General features: G+C 54.3%; 20 protein-coding genes and 1 tRNA gene. 12 read left to right on the top strand and 9 right to left on the bottom strand.

What is annotated here, in order from left to right:
- Positions 1-124: 124 nt before the first annotated feature.
- The 6 genes from M1B34_RS28435 to queA all read right to left on the bottom strand — a co-directional run bounded on the left by M1B34_RS28435 (position 125) and on the right by queA (position 6,221).
- The gene (locus tag M1B34_RS28435; protein ID WP_123328773.1) at positions 125-679 is read right to left on the bottom strand and encodes a glycine zipper 2TM domain-containing protein; all 555 of its coding nucleotides are present in this window, start codon (positions 677-679) and stop codon (positions 125-127) included.
- Positions 680-800: 121 nt separating this feature from the next.
- Positions 801-1,715: a protein translocase subunit SecF gene (secF, locus tag M1B34_RS28430; RefSeq protein ID WP_268261800.1), complete on the bottom strand. Its 915-nt coding sequence runs from the start codon at positions 1,713-1,715 to the stop codon at positions 801-803.
- A 9-nt stretch (positions 1,716-1,724) separates the two neighbouring features.
- Positions 1,725-3,593: a protein translocase subunit SecD gene (gene secD / locus M1B34_RS28425; RefSeq protein ID WP_123328775.1), complete on the bottom strand. Its 1,869-nt coding sequence runs from the start codon at positions 3,591-3,593 to the stop codon at positions 1,725-1,727.
- 62 nt (positions 3,594-3,655) lie between these two features.
- Positions 3,656-3,994, bottom strand: a complete 339-nt coding sequence (gene yajC / locus M1B34_RS28420; RefSeq protein WP_011063224.1) for a preprotein translocase subunit YajC — start codon at positions 3,992-3,994, stop codon at positions 3,656-3,658.
- Positions 3,995-4,041: 47 nt separating this feature from the next.
- Entirely contained in the window at positions 4,042-5,157 is a 1,116-nt protein-coding gene (gene tgt / locus M1B34_RS28415; RefSeq protein WP_185039113.1) for a tRNA guanosine(34) transglycosylase Tgt, read from the bottom strand.
- 14 nt (positions 5,158-5,171) lie between these two features.
- Positions 5,172-6,221 carry a tRNA preQ1(34) S-adenosylmethionine ribosyltransferase-isomerase QueA gene (gene queA, locus M1B34_RS28410; RefSeq protein ID WP_123328777.1) on the bottom strand — a complete coding sequence of 350 codons (1,050 nt, stop codon included), beginning with the start codon at positions 6,219-6,221 and terminating at the stop codon, positions 5,172-5,174.
- 108 nt (positions 6,222-6,329) lie between these two features.
- Between queA and M1B34_RS28405 the strand changes: the two genes are divergently transcribed.
- From M1B34_RS28405 to M1B34_RS28355, 11 genes are all read left to right on the top strand, one after another.
- Positions 6,330-6,414, top strand: a tRNA-Leu gene (locus tag M1B34_RS28405).
- A gap of 165 nt (positions 6,415-6,579) precedes the next feature.
- The gene (locus M1B34_RS28400) at positions 6,580-7,821 is read left to right on the top strand and encodes a tyrosine-type recombinase/integrase (RefSeq protein WP_268266879.1); all 1,242 of its coding nucleotides are present in this window, start codon (positions 6,580-6,582) and stop codon (positions 7,819-7,821) included.
- A gap of 290 nt (positions 7,822-8,111) precedes the next feature.
- Positions 8,112-8,960, top strand: coding sequence for a hypothetical protein (locus M1B34_RS28395; protein ID WP_268266878.1), 849 nt, complete (start codon positions 8,112-8,114; stop codon positions 8,958-8,960).
- A gap of 86 nt (positions 8,961-9,046) precedes the next feature.
- The gene (locus tag M1B34_RS28390) at positions 9,047-9,328 is read left to right on the top strand and encodes a helix-turn-helix transcriptional regulator (protein ID WP_041752566.1); all 282 of its coding nucleotides are present in this window, start codon (positions 9,047-9,049) and stop codon (positions 9,326-9,328) included.
- The gene (locus tag M1B34_RS28385; RefSeq protein WP_268266877.1) at positions 9,325-9,630 is read left to right on the top strand and encodes a hypothetical protein; all 306 of its coding nucleotides are present in this window, start codon (positions 9,325-9,327) and stop codon (positions 9,628-9,630) included. Before M1B34_RS28390 ends, M1B34_RS28385 begins: the two co-directional genes overlap by 4 nt.
- Before the next feature lie 531 nt (positions 9,631-10,161).
- Positions 10,162-10,446, top strand: coding sequence for a hypothetical protein (locus M1B34_RS28380; RefSeq protein ID WP_053153623.1), 285 nt, complete (start codon positions 10,162-10,164; stop codon positions 10,444-10,446).
- Positions 10,443-10,712 carry a DUF3077 domain-containing protein gene (locus M1B34_RS28375; protein WP_268266876.1) on the top strand — a complete coding sequence of 90 codons (270 nt, stop codon included), beginning with the start codon at positions 10,443-10,445 and terminating at the stop codon, positions 10,710-10,712. Before M1B34_RS28380 ends, M1B34_RS28375 begins: the two co-directional genes overlap by 4 nt.
- Positions 10,709-13,621, top strand: a complete 2,913-nt coding sequence (locus M1B34_RS28370) for a DUF927 domain-containing protein (RefSeq protein ID WP_268266875.1) — start codon at positions 10,709-10,711, stop codon at positions 13,619-13,621. Before M1B34_RS28375 ends, M1B34_RS28370 begins: the two co-directional genes overlap by 4 nt.
- A 228-nt stretch (positions 13,622-13,849) precedes the next feature.
- On the top strand, positions 13,850-14,692 hold the full coding sequence (locus tag M1B34_RS28365; RefSeq protein ID WP_268266899.1) for a chromosome segregation protein SMC: 843 nt from the start codon (positions 13,850-13,852) through the stop codon (positions 14,690-14,692).
- Positions 14,693-14,755: 63 nt separating this feature from the next.
- Positions 14,756-14,944 (top strand): hypothetical protein, encoded by a 189-nt coding sequence (locus tag M1B34_RS28360; protein ID WP_268266874.1) that lies wholly within the window; start codon positions 14,756-14,758, stop codon positions 14,942-14,944.
- A 66-nt stretch (positions 14,945-15,010) separates the two neighbouring features.
- Positions 15,011-15,376, top strand: a complete 366-nt coding sequence (locus M1B34_RS28355; protein WP_268266873.1) for a histone-like nucleoid-structuring protein, MvaT/MvaU family — start codon at positions 15,011-15,013, stop codon at positions 15,374-15,376.
- Between the two features lie 226 nt (positions 15,377-15,602).
- On the opposite strand, the gene M1B34_RS28350 is transcribed toward M1B34_RS28355, so the two are convergent.
- Positions 15,603-17,261: an ATP-dependent nuclease gene (locus tag M1B34_RS28350; RefSeq protein ID WP_268266872.1), complete on the bottom strand. Its 1,659-nt coding sequence runs from the start codon at positions 17,259-17,261 to the stop codon at positions 15,603-15,605.
- A gap of 769 nt (positions 17,262-18,030) precedes the next feature.
- Between M1B34_RS28350 and M1B34_RS28345 the strand changes: the two genes are divergently transcribed.
- Entirely contained in the window at positions 18,031-19,161 is a 1,131-nt protein-coding gene (locus M1B34_RS28345; protein WP_268266871.1) for a hypothetical protein, read from the top strand.
- A 184-nt stretch (positions 19,162-19,345) separates the two neighbouring features.
- On the opposite strand, the gene M1B34_RS28340 is transcribed toward M1B34_RS28345, so the two are convergent.
- Positions 19,346-19,909 carry a YfbU family protein gene (locus tag M1B34_RS28340; protein WP_268266870.1) on the bottom strand — a complete coding sequence of 188 codons (564 nt, stop codon included), beginning with the start codon at positions 19,907-19,909 and terminating at the stop codon, positions 19,346-19,348.
- A gap of 14 nt (positions 19,910-19,923) precedes the next feature.
- A complete protein-coding gene (locus tag M1B34_RS28335) occupies positions 19,924-20,427 on the bottom strand; it encodes a hypothetical protein (protein WP_268266869.1) in 504 nt (167 codons plus the stop codon).
- Positions 20,428-20,885 lie beyond the last annotated feature (458 nt).

The raw sequence follows: 20,885 nt of genomic DNA, 5'->3' as shown, positions 1-20,885 counted from the left end.
AAAAAAGCACCCCGAGGGGTGCTTTTTTTATGCCCATAAAACACCAACCTGTAGGAGCCGGCTTGCCGAGGAAGGCGATCTCAAGGCCGACGACCGCCAGCAAGCTGGCTCCTACAGTGGAAGGTTATTGCCCGGGTTGATTTTCGTTCTGGCCGAGGATCAGACGACCGTCTTTATCCACTGGAATCTGATTGCCCGGATCACGATCCATCCGCACCTGGCCTTGCTTGCCGCCCAGGTCGTACTTCACGTCATAACCCACGACCTTGTCGCTGATGTCATTGACCGTATTACAGCGGGTTTGCGTGGTGGTGTACGTATCACGCTCCTGCATGCCTTCCTGCACTTTGTTACCGGCATAACCACCGCCGACCGCACCAGCCACCGTGGCGAGCTTCTTGCCATTGCCGCCGCCCACCATGTTGCCGAGCAGACCGCCGCCGACCGCACCGACCACCGTCCCCAGGATCTGATGCTCATCCTTGACCGGCTTCTGCCGAGTCACGGCGACATCCTTGCAGACTTCACGAGGGGTCTTGATCTGTTGTTTGACCGGCTGAACTGCCAGCACTTGCGCATACTCAGGGCCGCCTTTAACCAGGCTGTAGGTGGCAACGGCACCCCCGGCGGTGACACCGACAGCACCCAATACCGCACCCACCAGCAACGACTTGTTCATAGAACCTCCTGACCATCACAAGCGGGACACGCCCGCGCTTCTCCCAGCCTTGGAGCAACAAAAAAAGGCGCGAGTTCAACACTCGCGCCTTTTTCGTCGACAACCGGAGAAGTAATGACCGTCAAGGACGCTCGTCGACTTCCTTCTCGGTGTTCACGGTAGGAATCAGATCCTCGCTGTTCAGGTTCAGCCAGATCAGCACCACGTTGGCGATGTAGATCGACGAGTAGGTACCCGCCAAAACACCGACAAACAGGGCTATGGAGAAGCCCCACAGGTTGTCGCCGCCGAAGAACAGCAGCGCAACGATCGCCAGCAGGGTGGAGATCGAGGTCGCCATGGTCCGCAGCAGGGTCTGGGTGGTCGAGATGTTGATGTTCTCGATCAAGCTGGCCTTGCGCAGTACACGGAAGTTCTCACGCACCCGGTCGAACACCACGATGGTGTCGTTGAGGGAGTAACCGATGATCGCCAGCACCGCCGCCAATACTGTCAGGTCGAAAGTGATCTGGAAGAACGAGAGGATACCCACCGTTACGATCACGTCGTGAATCAGCGAGACAATAGCCCCCACCGCGAACTTCCACTGGAAGCGGAACGCCAGGTAAATCAGGATGCCGCCCAGCGCCATAAGCATGCCGAGGCCGCCCTGGTCGCGCAGCTCTTCTCCCACCTGCGGGCCGACGAACTCGACGCGCTTGACCTGAGCCGGGTTGTCACCGCCGACCTTCTGCAAGGCCTCGGCCACCTGGTGACCCAGTTGCGGGTCTTCGCCAGGCATGCGCACCAACAGATCGGTGGTAGCACCGAAGCTCTGCACGATGGCTTCGTGATAGCCGGCCTTGACCAGCTCGCTGCGCACCAGGGTGACGTCGGCCGGCTTCTCGTAGGTCAGCTCGATGAGCGTACCGCCGGTGAAGTCCAGGCCGTAGTTCAGACCCTTATGGAACCAGCTGAACAACGCCAGCAGGGTAAGAAACACAGTGACGCCGAACGCGAAGTTGCGCACGCCCATGAAGTTGATAGTACGTAACATGGCAGCCCCTTAAATCCACAACTTCTTGAAGTCACGACCGCCGAAGATCAGGTTGACCATCGCACGGGTCAGCCAGATGGCCGTGAACATCGAGGTAAAGATCCCGAGGGACATGGTCACCGCGAACCCTTTGACCGGGCCGGTGCCCATGGCAAAGAGGATCCCGCCCACCAGCAGAGTGGTCAGGTTGGAGTCGAGAATCGCGGTGAATGCCCGGCCGAAGCCTTCGTTGATTGCCCGCTGCACGCTCATGCCAGCAGCGATCTCTTCACGTATCCGCGAGAAGATCAGTACGTTGGCGTCCACCGCCATACCCATGGTCAAGACGATACCGGCGATGCCTGGCAGGGTCAGTGTTGCCCCCAGCAGCGACATCAGGGCCAGCAGCAGCACCATGTTCAACGCCAGCGCCACGGTGGCGATCACGCCGAAGAAGCGGTAGATGGCGATGATGAACAGCGACACGAACAGCATGCCCCACAGCGACGCATCGATACCCTTGGTGATGTTGTCAGCACCCAGGCTCGGACCGATTGTGCGCTCTTCAGCGAAGTACATCGGCGCCGCCAGACCACCGGCACGCAGCAGCAGCGCCAGCTCGGAGGACTCGCCCTGGCCATTCAGACCGGTAATCCGGAACTGGCTGCCCAGCGGCGACTGGATGGTCGCCAAGCTGATGATTTTTTTCTCTTCCTTGAAGCTTTGCACCGCGACGTCTTTTTCGACGCCGTTGACCATTTGCTTGGCGTAGGTGGTGATCGGCTTCTGCTCGATGAAGATCACCGCCATGCTGCGGCCGACGTTGCTGCGAGTCGAACGACTCATCAGCTCACCACCGTGACCATCAAGCTTGATGTTCACCTGTGGACGGCCGTGCTCGTCGTAGCCCGCCTGGGCGTCGGTCACCTGGTCACCGGTGATGATCAGGCCACGCTCGATCTGCGCCGAAGGACGGTTGCCTTCACGGAATTCGAAGGTTTCGGAAGTGGCTTTCGAAGCGCCCGGCTCAGCGGCCAGACGGAACTCAAGGTTGGCCGTCTTACCCAGGATCCGCTTGGCTTCAGCAGTGTCCTGCACGCCCGGCAGCTCAACCACGATACGGTTGGCACCCTGACGCTGAACCAGAGGCTCGGCAACACCCAGCTCGTTGACGCGGTTACGCACCGTGGTCAAGTTCTGCTTGATGGAGTATTCACGGATTTCCGCCAGCTTGGCCGGGGTCATCGTCAGACGCAGCACCGCCTGACCATTGAGGTCGGCCGGCACGATATCGAAATCGGTGAAGTTCTTGCGAATCAGTGCACGGGCTTGTTCACGGCTGCCTTCATCACTGAAGCCCAGCTGGATCGCACCGTTGAGCTGCGGCAGGCTGCGGTAGCGCAGACGCTCTTTGCGCAGCAGGCTCTTGACGTCGCCTTCGTAGACTTTCAGGCGTGCGTCGAGGGCTTTTTCCATGTCCACTTCCAGCAGGAAGTGCACACCACCCGACAAGTCCAGACCCAGCTTCATCGGATGCGCACCGAGGTTACGCAGCCACTGTGGTGTGGTTTGTGCCAAGTTCAAGGCCACAACATAATCGTCGCCCATGACCTTGCGTACAACGTCCTTGGCCGGCAGTTGGTCTTCCTGTTTGGTCAGACGCAGCAAACCGCCCTTGCCATTGGCAGCAATCGAGGAAGCCTTGACGTTGATGCCGGCATCGGCAAGCGCTTTGCTCGCACGATCCAGATCCGCCTGGGTGACCTGCAATGCCGTGCTGGCACCGCTGACCTGAATCGCCGGGTCATCCGGGTATAGATTGGGAGCGGAATAAATAGAACCGATCGCCAGCACCGCCAGGATCAGTAGGTATTTCCACAGAGGGTATTTGTTCAGCATCACGCCGCCCGCTTATGACGCGGGGCGCCTTGCGCGCCCCGTCGATTGGTAAAAGATGAAACTTAGATCGCTTTCAGCGTGCCTTTTGGCAGCGTGGCGGCAATGGCGCCTTTCTGGAACTTCAGCTCTACGGAGTCCGATACTTCCAGAACCACGAAGTCGTCGGTCACTTTGTTGATCTTGCCGGCGATACCACCGGTGGTCACAACTTCGTCGCCTTTCTGCAAGCTGCCCAGCAGGTTCTTCTGCTCTTTAGCGCGCTTGGCCTGTGGACGCCAGATCATCAGATAGAAGATGACCAGGAAGCCGACCAGGAAAATCCACTCGAAACCAGTGCCAGCAGGACCGGCAGCAGCAGGTGCAGCGGCGTCCGCATACGCGGCAGGGATCAAAAAGCTCATTTATCACTCCGATAATTGCAAAATTAGTGGCTTAACGTCTTTAGTACTTAGTCTAAAGGCGGCACGGGTAACCCGCGTTTGGCATAGAAGGAATCGACAAAGGCGGCCAATGTACCTTGTTGAATAGCCTCGCGCAAACCAGCCATAAGGCGTTGGTAGTGACGCAAATTATGGATGGTATTGAGCATGCTCCCGAGCATTTCGCCGCACTTGTCCAGATGGTGCAGATAAGCGCGGGAGAAGTTCTGGCAGGTGTAGCAATCACAAGTAGGATCCAGGGGCGAATCATCATGGCGATGAAACGCGTTACGGATCTTCAGCACGCCAGTATCGATAAACAGATGCCCATTGCGGGCATTGCGGGTTGGCATCACGCAATCGAACATGTCCACACCGCGGCGCACACCCTCAACCAGATCTTCCGGCTTGCCAACCCCCATAAGGTAACGAGGTTTGTCTGCTGGCATTTGGCCTGGCAGGTAGTCCAAGACCTTGATCATTTCATGCTTCGGCTCGCCCACCGACAGGCCGCCGATGGCCAGGCCGTCAAAGCCGATCTTATCGAGGCCTTCCAGGGAGCGCATGCGCAAATCCTGGTGCATGCCGCCCTGGACGATGCCAAACAGCGCCGCGGTATTTTCACCGTGGGCATTCTTCGAGCGCTGAGCCCAGCGCAACGACAGCTCCATGGAGATTCGCGCCACGTCTTCATCGGCCGGGTACGGGGTGCATTCGTCGAAGATCATCACGATGTCCGAACCCAGGTCGCGCTGCACCTGCATGGACTCTTCCGGCCCCATGAAAACCTTGGCGCCATCCACCGGCGAGGCGAAGGTCACGCCCTCCTCCTTGATCTTGCGCATGGCGCCCAGACTGAACACCTGGAAACCACCGGAGTCGGTCAGGATCGGGCCACTCCACTGCATGAAATCATGCAGGTCGCCGTGCTTCTTGATGACCTCGGTGCCTGGGCGCAGCCACAGGTGGAAGGTATTGCCCAGAATGATCTCGGCGCCGGTGGCGACGATATCCCGCGGCAGCATGCCCTTGACCGTGCCGTAGGTGCCGACCGGCATAAAGGCCGGCGTTTCCACCGTACCGCGAGGAAAGGTCAGGCGGCCGCGACGTGCCTTGCCATCGGTGGCAAGCAACTCGAACGACATACGACAGGTGCGACTCATACAGTGTCCTCTGGGCCGCGTGGCGCGGGATTACGGGTGATGAACATGGCATCACCGTAGCTGAAAAAGCGGTATTCCTGCTCGACGGCAGCCTTGTAGGCGGCCATGGCTTCGGGGTAACCGGCGAAGGCGGAAACCAGCATCAACAGCGTGGACTCCGGCAAATGGAAATTGGTGACCAGGGCATCCACGACATGGAAGGGACGGCCCGGGTAGATAAAGATGTCGGTGTCGCCGCTGAAAGGCTTGAGCACCCCATCGCGAGCAGCGCTTTCCAGGGAACGCACGCTGGTGGTGCCCACCGCGACGACACGCCCACCGCGCGCACGGCACGCAGCCACTGCATCCACCACCTCCTGGCCGACTTCCAGCCATTCGCTGTGCATGTGGTGTTCTTCGATGGTCTCGACCCGCACCGGCTGGAACGTACCAGCGCCGACGTGCAACGTCACAAACGCGGTCTCCACGCCTTTGGCGGCAATCGCCTCCAACAGCGGCTGATCGAAATGCAGTCCCGCCGTTGGTGCCGCCACGGCACCGAGGCGCTGGGCGTACACCGTCTGATAGCGCTCGCGGTCGGCACCTTCATCGGGGCGGTCTATATAAGGAGGCAACGGCATGTGGCCGACGCGATCCAGCAGCGGCAGCACCTCTTCGGCAAACCCCAGCTCGAACAACGTATCGTGCCGAGCCAGCATCTCAGCCTCACCGCCGCCATCGATAAGAATCTTTGACCCCGGCTTCGGTGACTTGCTGGAGCGCACATGGGCCAGCACACGATGGCTGTCCAGTACCCGCTCGACGAGGATTTCCAGCTTGCCGCCAGAGGCCTTTTGACCGAACAGCCGCGCCGGAATCACCCGGGTATTGTTGAACACCATCAAATCGCCCGGGCGCAAATGCTCGAGCAAATCAGTGAATTGACGGTGGGCCAGGGCGCCCGTAACCCCATCCAGGGTCAACAGACGGCTACCGCGACGCTCGGCCAAGGGATGGCGGGCGATCAGCGAATCAGGGAGCTCGAAGGTAAAGTCAGCAACACGCATGATGGGGTTCGTCTAGCAGGGCCGGAAAGTTTAGCGGAATAAGTGAAAATTGACCATGAAAGTCGATTGACCAACGGCAACCTCATCTCTATACTTCGCCGCCATTGAGCCCTGATGGCGGAATTGGTAGACGCGGCGGATTCAAAATCCGTTTTCGCAAGAAGTGGGAGTTCGAGTCTCCCTCGGGGCACCAAACAGCAGTATCTGAGAGTCTCCAACAGCCTCTCAGACCCAAAGAAACCGGCCACTTGGCCGGTTTTTTTTGTGCCTATCTATCTACCCCAGTCTCCCCCTATCCGTTGTATCCCTGTATCCCTGCTTGTATCCTGAGAAAAATACCGAACTTTGGGATACAAGGATGAAGCGCGCAGACATCAAGCGCCGCCCTCTCGCTGACACGACACTTGCGGGATTGGAGCCGGAATCAAAGGAGTACCGCGAGCTGGACGGCAGCGGCCTCTACTTCAGGGTTAAACCTGATGGCGGTAAGTCCTGGCAGCTTCGCTATAAACGTCCGGCGGGCAACTGGGCCTGGATGGGGCTTGGAGGCTATCCGGAAGTAAGTGGTGCGTTGGCCAGGGACAAAGCTGCCGAACTGCGCAAGGTAGTGAGTAGCGGCGCCGATCCACTCGAACAGAAGCGATCCGCCAAAGCAGCCATTGATGCAGCCAAGACACGCACCTTCAGAGCTGCCGCTGATGCCTGGCTCAAGGCAAAAGAAGAGAAGGGCCTTGCCCCTGCCACCCTCAATAAAATCCGTACCTATCTCGACAAGGACATTCTCCCTGCCTTGGGAGACAAACCTCTCGATGAAATCACTCGCACCGATTGCGCCGAACTCCAAGCCTCTATCGAAGCCCGAGACGCACACAACGTAGCGGAAAAATGCCGTACCTGGATCAATCAGATTTTCGGGAGAGCCATCGGTTTAGGCCTTACGGAGAACGACCCGGGAAGCCGTCTTAGGGATATCGCAGCACAAGCCCCTAAGACTCAACAGCACCCGCATTTACTAGAACCAGAGTTAGGTGATTTTCTTACTGCACTGAAGAACACCCCAAGTAGGCTGACGGCCCGAACCGCTGCTTGGCTTTGCATCTGGACTGCCTCACGACCAGGTATGGTTCGCCTAGCCGAATGGAAAGAGTTCGACCTCGACAAAGCAACTTGGACGACACCAGCCGCAAAGATGAAGATGCGTAGAGACTTTGTGTGTCCACTACCACATCAAGCACTTTCAGCCTTAAAAGAACTTCATTGCCTGACTGGCCGTAGTCGTTGGCTGTTTCCTGGAGTCGGCGCCAAAAACCCAACCATCAGTGAAAATACGATAAACAAAGTCTTCGCCATCATCGGATATAAAGGCCGGCTTGTAGGCCACGGTACTCGGCATACTGCAAGCACATTACTTCGAGAGCATGGCTGGCCCAAAGAACATGTTGAAGCCCAACTAGCCCATAAAGAGGAAGGAATTTCAGGGGTGTACAACAAGGCTCAATATCTTGAGCACCGCATAACAATGATGCAGTGGTACGCCGACTACCTAGACGCCCTAGAGCGAGGGAACGTTGTTCAGGGACAGTTCGGTAAAGCCCAATGAAGGTGACTACCCTACCCCTACTCAAAAACAGTGTTACGCGTGTTACTCGTGTAACGACAATTTTCAAGCAATTGAAATCATTGGGATTTTTCAACGTCACACGCTATACCCCATATCCGTACACCCTGTGTAACGCGGCCTTAGCGTGTAACGTAAAAACGCCCCCCACCCCACTGATGGCGGGCTTTCGGTTCGAGTTCGAGCTATTCGCACCCGTGGCTCGCTGGACACGCTTGCTGAATCAAGGGCGTGGGAATGGGCAAAGGTGTACGGGTTAAGAGCTAATCACCATGACAATAAACGAGTTAGCTCAAGGACCTCAGATACAACCATCGACAGGCCTGATCGAGTATCTATCCGCACAACCGCTCTATGCCCTATGCAGTGATCAGATCCTGCACGCGTGCGAACTGATCGACCGCTGCTGCTTACGCATCCAGACGGACGATATCAACAGCGACCTCAACACCCTGTGCATCAAGGTGACGCAGCTCGAAGAGACCATTTCCCAATACGCAATGACCGGCCCTTATGAACGCCTGGCCGACCTCGTTCGTCAATTCAGCGACTGCTACCTTGCAACAGACGATCAGACGCATGCGGCGTACATCATGGCCTGCGCGGTGAAAGCGCTGGAAGTCATGAGCTACTGGATGCGAGACGCCGAGCAAGACGCCCTTCCCAAAGGGTTGGAGATGACATCGTGGCCGTGGGACTTATATAGCGACTTTTTAGAGCGCCAGGTTAACGAGCATGACCGCATTGAAGCCCTAGAGTTGTACGTGGTTTACCTGAAACCAATCGTTGTTTTGGCTTCACTGAAGCACGATGAATTGAGGCCTTTAGCCGCCAGCGCTATCAGAGAGGCAACACGACGCAAGGGCGGCGTTCATAGCGGCCATGACCGGAACCAGGAGATGAGTGCTCGCGATGCAGCCCTGGTCGAAAAGGCACGGACTCTTTTGCGTAACGGGATGCCACGGCGGTTTGTCACTACAGCTGTGCACCGCTGGCTTGAACAGCAAGTCGCGAAACCACCCAAGGATCGGCTCAAATGGATAGCCCTTGAGACCGATAAAGCACTCACACGCAAACGCGTGGAAGCCATCCTTAAACATCACCAGGTGTTGTTAACCTAATATTTCAAATGGAAGTGAACTCCTTTTGAAATTTCATCGCCTAGATCATTGCTCTCGTCAGTCCAAACCTATCGAGAGCAATACCTATGAGTACCTCTGTAACCGAGATTTCCCGCAAAGCACCTGCCAACTCTCCCTCGCTGTTTGATGCCGCCTCGACCCTGATCCGCATGCGCGAGGTTGAAGGCATCGTGGGCATGAAGCGCTCGACCATCTACAAGCTCATGCAGCGTCCCGACTGCGGCTTTCCCCAGCCCGTCAAACTCAGCAACAGCAACGCCCGTGGCGCTCCCGTGGCCTGGGTGCTTTCCGAAGTACAAGCGTGGGCACGCAGCCGCATCGAGGCCCGTGATCAGGTGGCCGCATGAATCGCGAGATTGCCCAAAACGCCAAGATGTATCCCTTCTCCAAACTGCGCCAGATCGGCTTCTCGCAACGCCTCATGCAGCGCCTGGAGCGCTACCGCAGCCAGCAGGAAAAACAGGGCCGTGTAGTCAGCGTATTGAGCTGGGCCGACGGCACCTGGTGCGCCCTCTCACTTCACTGCGAAGAGTTCGCGATGGTGATCGTCGATGAAGGCCAGCAGATCGACGCCTACGAAGACGCTCGCTCCTGCATCGATGGCGACTTCCTTCCGCTGCTGTCCCTGCGCTGGGAAATCCATGCCTGAAACGAAAACGCCCCCGGGGGCAATCCGGAGGCGTTGAGGTCAATCTACATGCACGAACAATTTATGCCGCACCTGAAAAATCCGCAAGCCATCGGCGTAGTTGCACTTTCAAAAAACGGACGTTACTCTCTGGCTGTCGCTGCAAATTCAGCGACCGGGTTTGGCGACCCGATCAACAATAGGCGCACAGGCGCCCCCATTACGATTGCAGGCGCTTTTTTTTGTGCCCGCATTCCTGTTTTATGGCGGCTGTGCGTGGGAGACCTTCGGGTCTGCCGGGTTCCTATTGTCCCGGTTCGCCAACCTGCGCACAGCTGCCACCCTAATTCGTTTGGCGACGAAGCGTGGCAGCTCCTCAACAATAGGAGTTCCACCCATGCACGCCCTCAATCCGTCCAAAATTCGCGCCGCCGCCCACAGGGCTATGGCTCTCGCCGCTTTACACGCCAACTCCAGCCTCGCTACACGCCTCTCCCGTTACAACGCCCACATGACCAAGGCTCGCGCCCTGGAAACCGCAGGGGGTGTCCAATGAACAACACCCTGAGTTGCGCCCTGCCCGAAGATCTTCTTTGCGTCAGCCTGAACGCAGAAGCCGGTGTTCCCATTGATGCAATTACTTGCGCTATTACGCGCGCCGATTCCGTGCTGACTCTGCTCGAGGATCATTTCGAAAACGAATCTTCGCGTCTCGCTAACCACGTCATTGCCGCCATTCTTTGGGACGTTCGCGGCACCCTCGGCCTGATCAAGACCCTCGCCTTACACGCTGACGTGACGTCCGTTCCGCTGGATCAAAAAGGCGGTGCTCAATGAACACTCAGACCACGTTGGGCCGGGCGTCATTTTTTGACAGCACCAACGGCCAATGCCTCTTTCGAGTCAATGCCGGGGCGTCGATTGAGGATGCACTCGAAACGGTTTCGCTCCTCCAGTTCTACGCCAACCAACTGACCCTAGACGCTGCCATGACTGAAAAAAGTGAGCGCTACAGCTGGTGCGCGCTTTACCTCGGTGAAATGGCTAAAGCGCTGCTCGATGACGTGAACGACTCGCTGTTTGTGAAGAGGGCCACGCCATGACTCAACGCACAGGCAGCACCTCCAAACGGCCCAGCTTTGCGGATGTGAAAAGCGCCGCCCTAAAGAACATAGACCGCGTACTCGCTCACTGGCTGCCCCACGGCAAACGCGTGGACGGCGGTAAGGAATACACCGCCCCAAATCCCACCCGCACCGACAAACGCGCAGGCTCACTCAAGGTCAGCTTGAGCAAAGGCACCTGGTCGGACTTCGCCACCGGTGACAAGGGCGGTGACCTGATTGACCTGGTGCGCTACATCGACGGCGGTACGGACGTAGAAGCCTGCAACAAGCTGGCAGAACTGCTCAACGTGTCTGCCGGAACAGCCCAGGCTAAACCCGTACCGGCCAAACCCAAGGCACTGGAATGGATCGCGATTCAGCCGATCCCGGCCGAGGCCATGGGCAAGTGCCCGGCCAAACATCGGCAGCACGGCGCGCCATCCAAGGTGTGGATCTATCGCGACGCTCAAGGCCTGCCGGTCATGGCGCTCTATCGCTTCGACCTGGGCCCGGATGAAGACGGTAAGCCAAGGAAGGTCTTTGCTCCGCTGACCTGGTGCAAACGGTCCGATGGCCAAACCACTCAATGGCGCTGGCAAGGTTTGCCTGAGCCGCGCCCTTTGTTGCGCCTTGATGAGCTGGCCCAACGCGCCGATGCCCCGGTGGTGCTGTGCGAAGGCGAAAAGGCCGCAGACGCCGCGGCTGAACTGATGCCTGAGTACGTGGCCACCTGCTGGCCGAACGGTTCGAACTCTTGGCACAAGGCCGACCTGTCGCCGCTCAAAGGTCGTTCGGTACTGTTGTGGCCCGACAACGATGCCAGCGGTAAAGCCTGCATGGATGCCATCGAGCCGAAGCTGCTTGAGCTGGGTGTGGAGTCAGTACAGCGAGTGACGCTTGAGGTGTTCAAACGCAAGCCCACCACTAAGAACGGTAAGCCTTCCTTTGCCAAAGGCGGCAAGTGGGTCGACGGCGACGACGCAGCCGACGCACTGAGCAAAGGCTGGACCGCTGACCACGTTGCCGAGCTGGTGCGCGGCGGTGAATTGTTTGAACTGCCTGAGGAGAAGTCGGCAGCGGAATCGACCGAAGCCAAGCCGGAACCGAAGACGAAAGCAGCGGCCAAGCGTCCGGCGAAATCGAAAAATGACCTGATGCCCGGTGGCTTTCGCCTGACGTCCGAAGGGGTGTTTTATGCCGGTGATGATGGTGAGGCACGTCCGGTGTGCTCACCCCTGGAAATCATTGCCCGCACCCGTGACGAGAAGGGTCATAACTGGGGCTTGCTGGTCGAGTTCGACGATCCAGACGGCGCCAAAAAGCGCTGGAACATTCCAGCGCGCACCATGACCGGCGACTTCGGCAAAGACGTATTGGGGCCACTGGTAGACATGGGCCTGCGCCTCGCAGGGAGCCGTTCGGGACGCAACGCACGCAACGACTTGCAGAGCTACCTCGGCGGCTTTGACAGCGCACAGCGGGCCCGTCTGGTGACGCGCCTGGGCTGGCACGGCAACGCCTTCCTTTTGCCTGAGCAACAGATCGGATCGCACGAAGAGCACCTGCACTTCTACGAAGCCGGTGCCCAGCTCCCGCCGATCAGCGAGGCGGGCTCCCTGGAGCAATGGCAGCAGCAGATCGGCGCTCTGTGCGTTGGCAATCACCGCTTGGCGTTTGTCGTTAGCGTGGCCTTTGCGGGCCCTCTGCTGAACTTGCTGGGCCATGAGTCGGGCGGTTTCCACTTCTACGGCGACAGCTCAGGCGGCAAAACCACCCACTTGCAGGTGGCCGCCTCGGTCTATGGCGGGCCGCGCCTAGTACGTTCGTGGCGCTCTACGGACAACGCCCTGGAGTCCATCGCCGCCGCGCACTCAGACGGGCTTCTGGTGCTGGATGAAATCGGCATGTGCGATGCCCGCATCATTGGCGAGACGGTCTACATGCTCGGCAACGGCACCGGTAAAGCCCGGGCCAATGATCGGGGCCAAGCAGGCCGACAGGTTCAGGAGTGGCGCTTGCTGTTTCTCTCGACCGGCGAAAAGACATTGGCGCAGCACATGGCCGAGGCGAACAAGGAGCTGAAAGCCGGCATGGAGGTGCGAATGCTCGCGGTGCCAGCGGACGCCAGCAAAGGCCTCGGCATGTTTGATGTGCTGAACGGTTTTGAGGATGCCGCCGCCCTCTCCGATGCGCTCAAGGCTCGCGTAGCCAAGTTCTACGGCACGCCCCTCACCGCCTTCCTGAAGGCCCTGAGTAAGCCCGGCGAGATGCTGAGGTGGTCGGTGATCGTTCGCCGCACCTTGGAGCAATTCATTACTCAAAACCTACCCGCCACGGCCAGCGGTCAAGCTCAACGTGCGGCCCTGCGCTTCGGCCTCGCCGCTGCGGCGGGCGAGCTGGCGACGGCCTTTGGTGTCACCGGCTGGCCGGATGGCACTGCCACGACTGCCGCCCGGGTTTGCTTGCATGGGTGGCTGGCTGAGCGGGGTGGCGCGGGCAACCTGGAGGGCGAAGCCATCATGGCCCGACTGCGCCAGGTGATCGAACGCTTCGGAGAAAGCCGGTTCACCCGATGGGAATCCACTGCCGCCAAGATCGATGAACACGGACCACGGACCATCGACCGGCTGGGCTTTCGCAAGACCATGGAACACGGCATGGGCGACACCCTGCACACAACCATCACCTACTACGTGTTGCCGGAGGCATGGCGTTCGGAGGTGTTTCGGGGGTTGAACCTCACAGCCGTCAATCGAGAACTGATCCAGCGGGGCGTGCTGCAGCCCGCCAAGGACGGAAAGGCTTCTTGCTCGGTACGTCTGCCCGGCATGGGGGTTCAGCGCTGCTATGTGGTCTTGAGCGAACCAGGGAATGAGGTGGCATTGGCAGAAACGGAAGCAGCCTAAAGGCAGCTCATGACGACGAGATTTAGCCGGGCGCTTCCGGCCTCGCCAGCCACTCATTCAACCCACATCAAATTTTAAGGAACAACACAGATGAACGATTCCCAAGCAAACACCGAACAACGCGAACTGCTGCCTAATGAGCTGAAAAGCGGTGAGGTCACAGACCTTGCACAGCCTATTTTGGGCGCCAGTGAAACAACCGCCTATTGCGAAAAGAAACAGCAACTGCTGGACGAGCTCGAAAAGCTAAAAGATCGCCGTGACAAATTCCTGGGTGAAGCCAAACAACTCTATAAAGAGATAGCTCCCCTGGAAGCGCTGTTGGAAGGCGATGAAGTGATGGACGCTGATCGGACGTATGAAATCCGAAGGAAGTACAACGAACTGAAACTCCCTTATGACGCCCTAAATCATCGAGCCCACCTCGAGAACAATAAGATTTATCGACGCGAGAATCTCGTCAATTACGAAACCTTGATGTCGGGTTACACCGAGTCGATGGCGAACTGGAAAGCCGACGAAAAAGAACTCAACGAAAAGCGGGACAGCCTCAGTACCCGTTTGGCACAGATCCAGAAGCAAGCAACTGAGGACATGGCAAAAGCCCGCCAGGCCGAAACCGACGCCGCCACCGCTTACGCTCAGGCCGTGGCATGGGGCGACACGGAAGGCGAAAAGAATGCCAATGCCGACGCCCAAAAAGCAGCGAAAAACCTTACCGCCGCAACCGAGCACAATCGTCGCCAGCACCTGATCATTACTGCACTGGAGCAAGAACTGATCACCGTAGATCAATACATCACGGAGGCCCAAAAAGAGCACAAGACCATCGAACGAAAAGCCCTGAATCTGGCTCATACACTGCTGGAAGAAAAATGGAATGAAGCAGCAAAAGCACTGTTTGAAGTCGGGGGAAAGCTATGGGCTGCCTACAACCTGATCGGCCAGGATCAGGTCGTCCTATTTAAGATGATCGTACCTGAAGAGGGGGAGAATTTCGGTAGTTGGACCTGGCGTGAACTGTCCGACCGAGCAAGCAAGCTCAGCATTCAAGACGTGCTCACCGTGTAGCACCGCTGCCCCTGAAACAGCCTGCGCACGTGGGCTGTTTAGAATCCCACCAGGACAACGATCATGACCAAACACATACAGAGCAGCGCGAGCTGGACCGACACCCTGAAGGCCCGTAAAGATCACTTAACAACGCTGCTGAAAATTGTAGATATCAAAACCGGCAAAACCACTAAGGTGGAGGCGCTCACGGTAAACTTGATTAAGAATGAAATTAGCCACATCGAAAGCCAGTTAAAACGCCGACAATAGCGCTGACCTCAAGTACAGTAATATCATTTAAACAAACATCTTCAAAACAAATATCAGGAAAATTTCATGTCCAAACTCGCAGAATTCCGTCAACTGGAAAAACACCTGGCCGAGCAGCTTCAAGCACTAGAAGCCCTGAAAAGCGACGGTGCCCTGAAGAAAGAAATCGAATTCGAAACCAAGCTCCGTGGGCTGCTGGATCAGTATGGCTTCAGCCTTAAGCACATCATCAATTTGCTCGATCCACAGAGCACCAAGCGCGCTCCAGCGTCGGCCACTACGCCAAGCACTCGGAAGCCTCGCGAGTTGAAGGTCTACAAAAACCCACACACCGGGGAAGTCGTTGAAACCAAGGGTGGTAACCAGAGAACACTGAAAGAATGGAAAAACCAGCACGGCTCCGACGTGGTTGAGAGCTGGCTGCAAAAGTAAGATCGCTTCATCTGAAAAAGGGCCCAAGCGGGCCCTTTTTGTTGCTCGCTTCATTGCGACAAAACCTAAAACTATCACTGTCAGCTCGAAAACTTTCAACAATTTCTTACCATAAAAACCCGAGACGCTTTTCCCGTTGAAAATCCGAGGACGCCATTTCGGTGGGATGACGATATCGCATGAACGATCATTATCAGCATAGGAATTTTTTATTGACCGCACTCCGCTAGCTATTCCACGCACGTATTTTCATTACAAGTGCAGTGACTTGCTCTTCCAACTCAGGGCGAAATGACAGGTTTTTTTTGGTCAGGTGCGTTGCATAGGCAAAGGCCTTGCTATGCTTTTTGGTGTATTCTTTTGCACTCGATATCTTGTTTTTTCTAAGATAGTCTTGGATCGCTTCATATTCACCAATTTGTGCAAGCTCGACTTTACCATGAACCGCCTCGAAGGCTTCCTTAGGTATATAGTTTTCGATTTCCTTGCAGCAAGTAACCCACACCACTGCACGCGTATCGGCCACCTCTTTAATAAGCTGAGCGACACGAGGTTTTAAAGACCCGCTCGAGTTTCTACGATCACTATCACAGATAAAAGCAAAGTTTCGGTTGATTTTAAATGCTGCTATCGCTTCTCTCGTGTCATTATCTGGCAGGCGTGCATCTATATTAGCAAGCACACTTCCTCCGTAAAATACAAACTGATAATGCCGTCCTTCGCTGAGTTCATTGTCACTCCACAAATCGATCCACTTTTTTAGAAACACACGATCAGAGGGACCTTCCACCCAAATTAATCCGTTTGCTTGTAGCAGATCGCTTGCTCGCACCCCGAGATCGTCCAGGACTCCGTGACCAACCGCGTCTCCGGTATAAGTGTTACCGATAATTCCATCTTCGCCTCGCATGATATGTAAAATCTGCGAATGCTCAGAATGTCCGAAAATGTCGATGGCTACGTTGGAATGCGTTGTAAGAAAAAGATGACATTTGTTTTCAATAGCGAACGCTTCCAAATAAATGAATAAATTTCTTTGTAGTGCGGGATGTAGGTTGTTTTCAAGTTCCTCTAGCGAAAATATATAACTGCCGATGGGTTTTTTTTCAAAATCTGGACGCACTAACAGATTGAGCAAAGTAAGTATTACTGTTTTTAGGCCGCTGCCTGATGCTGATAACGCGATAGGCCCCTTGCTCGCTTCTCCTAAAAATATCTCCCACCGGTTTGACTCTGAATGGAAACGAGTAGCTATTTCATTAAACTCAATATCTGGAGAAAAGATTTGGTTAAGAGCCGTGAGTAAATCTACCTGAATTAATGACCTATCAAATCCAACGTGCTGTAAATATTTATGAATAATCCGTGTTGCACCTCCTCCCCCACTGGATAGTGAAATACTCTCGTCAATGCTTTCAGGGATTATATCTCTGTCTGCGTCGAGCTTGATGTGTATAAAGGAGCGTAGGCTAGAAGTCGGGCGAATCTTGGATATATATTCTTTTTCAATCTTCGTAACATTTGCGTCGACTCTAATGAACTGACTGAGGTTTTCGTATATTTCTTTCCATGTGAAGGATGCGCCAATAAAATTTTCGACATGATCCTCCCAGTGGCTGCCGCCCAGGTTATCTCTGGTAGTCCTAGGATTAAAAACCTGCATTAGCGCCACTTCATCTAACGGCTGAGTTATCTCTATTGACGAAGCGATATTGTTGTGATTGGTCCAATCGCTGCACAAAAAGTCCAAAGAGTGCAGTAATGCAGATTTACCAATATTGTTTCGGCCGACAATAACGTTGATTGGTTTTATGTTTGTGAGCCTAACCCCGGTTGGCCCGAAGCTTTTATAATTTTTTAGATGAAATCCTGTATCAATGGTCATAGCGCACTCCTCGCGGCATCGCGTTTTTATCCGACAGCACAGTGATTGCATGCTGGGATTGGTTATGACGCCCCTTTTCACCGATAGCAGCTTCTCACGAAGGCATGCAATCGGCAAAGAACAGGCGCTCAGTCCTAAGTCTTTTGCCAGCAAAAAATAGCGTTAGGACTAACTATATTTGAATATTTTTCTAGGAAAAAATATTAGATAATTTTTATTCATGACCGCGTTCAACAATTGCCATCTAAGATAGTTTTTCGGTGGCTGCCCCCCGCGTAAGAAGGACTTTTTAACGAAAAACATATGGGGTGCTATATTGAGCATGTCATCCGTTACCCGTTTAGCTCCATAGGAGGTGGCCATATGCTACCCGGCCTATCTGGCGACTGTCTTGCCCAATCGGTTACACCTAAATTTCATGGGGAATTTGAACGGCGGCTTTGGGCTGTACATCAACCGTTTACTGCCCTTCCCCAGAGGCAGCTATCGGCCGATTCTGTTGAAAAAGTCGGCCATGGATTTTAAGGCAGAAAAGTATGCGTCGGAGATTGAAACCCTGTATGTCCGCGAGCCTTTCAGGCTGAAATTTCACGTAGAAGCGTGCTGAAGAGGCGCTTTCACCGACCCGTCTAACGACAATCTGAGAAGCCCGATTTTTTCAAAAGAATCGGCCAAAAGCGGTCATTGGGTTACTCCAGCTTGATTGATCCCTCATCATGCTTATGCTGTGTGCAAACCTCTTTTTTATCTTTTACCAGGGAAGTGAGAGATGTTCGTATACCTTGATGAGACCGAGTTCGGTGAAGGCGCATTCAGTGGTTATGCCAGCCTCATAACTGAGGAACGGATCGGTCAAGACGTTATCGATGAGGCATTAGAAAATCTTCGAATCGATACGGATCGCTTCCTGATGCCTCAAAAAGCTATGGATGATAGAACGCTTGAAAGAGGATACTTTCACGCCGCAGATGACAGCAAAAATGCGCATTCGCATCTTTGTAGCTCTATAAATAAGCATGTCACTGGAAATTTCAAGTCACATATTTTCCATGCAAGAAAGCATAGCTTTTCTGATGTTGAGGAGATTTACAATCTTGCATCAAAACTTGCTGTAGTAGGTTTATTTTCAAAAGCACGAGAGCTAACTTTTATTTTTGAGGGTAGGAATGGACTTAGTGTACAGGCGCTAATGGAAATGTGGTGGCCAGACCTTTGGAAAGGACTGAGCCAAAACTGTTTTTTAGCTCCATTTGTTGTCAAGTATTACCCAGATGTAAAATTCGAAATTTCCGATAAAAGTAACCCAGGGTCGCAAGTCGTAGATTTTATGCTTTGGTCTTCGCAGCGAGCTGCCTACGCGAAAGATCCAAAATGGTATGATCGGTTACATGGGTGGGCCAAGAGTAGTATAACTACTGTCGATGGCGGATGGGATGGTCATAGCATAACTAGAATTATTCCAGAGAATTTGAACCTCAAACGATATGACATAGAGGACGTCCTGAGAGTAACGCCGCTCTTGGGCCTAGATAATGATCTCCCTACAATTTTAATAAATGTACAAAAAGTAATTAACATGAGTCAATCAGCGCCCAACAAAAGCCACATTAATCATTTCATTACAGATGTAGATTTTATGGTTAAAAATCGGCGGACTCAGCACGGCGTTGACTTTATCGTAAAAATGGCTGATTGCTTCATAAAATTATTTGACAACATTTCACTGATTTCTAGTGAAACCCCTGCCACTGAAAAGACTTTTTGGCTTATGGCACGCAAGTGCATGGCCTTAACGCTACGCGATGAGCTAGAGGCTAGAATTCACGCAATTAGGCTTTGCGATATTCGGAGTGACTTGATTGAAAATCACCCCGAGCTATTCGAAGAAGGTCTCTCCTGAGGGCGCGCATGTCAGCTACGGGCCGGAAGCAACCCTTGGTGAGTCACCGCTCAGCCGATAGCGGCCTTTAACTAGCGGCTCCTTCCGGCCAGGAGCGGACTGTTTCCCAGTAAATAAATCTGTCCCCTTTTCCCTGCTGCTTATCAACTTAGGAGAAATCATTGCCGAAAGCAACACGAGAGCGTCAGGTCGATGTCTTTCGTTGGCTAGGATGAGTGCATGCGTTTAATACCTGTGCAATCTCGTCAACGTTCAGGTACCTATCATAGGACGATAATCGAACAAAAGCGAAATCGTGAAGCATGCGCTGATAAACGTCCATCATAGGGGAATGTGAGTTGAGATATCTGCCCTTGAATCGTTCGAACCGATCAAGATCGTTAACAAGCGTTGATGCAATCCCTATATATCTCGATTCATTATTACCATCAAACCCCCGAAATGTAGGATTTACCCCGAACGGTTTGGCCTTCTCAATAAGGGCTTTTTTGTCGTCGGCAGAAAGCTCAGCGTAGGAGTCTTCAATCCAATCCCACATTTCAAGTACATCCAAAATTTCTCTTAGGCTTTCAGGTTCATCCTGTTCAGTAAAGGGGATGCCTGGGTATTTCCATGCGATACTCCATTCACTTTCTGAATGGATCGCCGACCTTATGAAATCTGGATCTATCTCGCTGTCTACTTCGAGCTTGTCGTAAAGTTCGCACAGCATCAACGCGATTACTTTTTCACCATCTGTAAACTTCATATAGTCGCCACTCCTTATTTCACGTCTTGCATGCGTTCGTCAGATATCTGCTTGGCGACTGGCATGAAATTATTGGTTTCAATATAAATCAACGTACCGGCCTTTATAACACCTTCCAAATCAGACTTATTAGTCACGGCCGGCAAATTATTCAATATTGACTTTGAAAGGTTAACTGCATGGCTTTCGATATGGACGCTAAAAAGATGTCCATGTTCTGAGAGGGTCTGACAATAACTTTCTAGCGCTCTAGATATTTGAGAAAGATCAATGCCCTTGATATTCTTGACTTGTCCAGAGGGCCCTATAGGAGAGATAGTCTGCAATATCGTCCTAGTAGCATGCAGCACCTGATGCGCCTCAGCACTTTGCCTGGAGTTAATCATTCGCGAATACAGTACATCGACTTTTGATGCCGAGTCAGATGCCTTTAATGCCTCACGCCATGCCCATACAGCGCTGCCGATAGATGCGATTGACGAGACAAGAGCGAGCCACCACATAAAACCTGTTTCCACGCAGCCTCCCTGCCATATGACTTCGCTTTAGGCATTGAAGCTTATCCTCATCAAGCCGCAACCGCCATGCCCTTTTCCTCCACTAGCACCACCGTCAGCGGCCTCAACGCCTGCCCATCTAGCCGACCGACCACACGGAACAGATCCTGAATAACCCAGCCCCATCACGAAACCAGGTGGGTGGAAAAGGGGGGCAGATTTATTTACTGGATGACCGTCCGCTTCTGGCCCAGAGTGTGTAAAAAACACTTTTCGTATCTGGGATGCCTAAGCCTAGCGCTCTTGGGCGAGGCGTTCACCTAAACATTTGCCATGATTAGCACCGGTAGCGCTGCAAAGTGTTTATTGAAGCGCTTTAGCGCCTCTTGGAGCAGCAAAAGCTGGGCTTTTACGCCGCCATCGCCTTCAGCAAGCCTTCTGTACCGATGATTTTCATGACTCGTTTCAATGTTGTAGCG

The organism is Pseudomonas morbosilactucae, from assembly GCF_023241715.1.
GTDB lineage: Bacteria > Pseudomonadota > Gammaproteobacteria > Pseudomonadales > Pseudomonadaceae > Aquipseudomonas > Aquipseudomonas morbosilactucae.
This window is presented reverse-complemented; position numbering and strand designations above follow the sequence as displayed.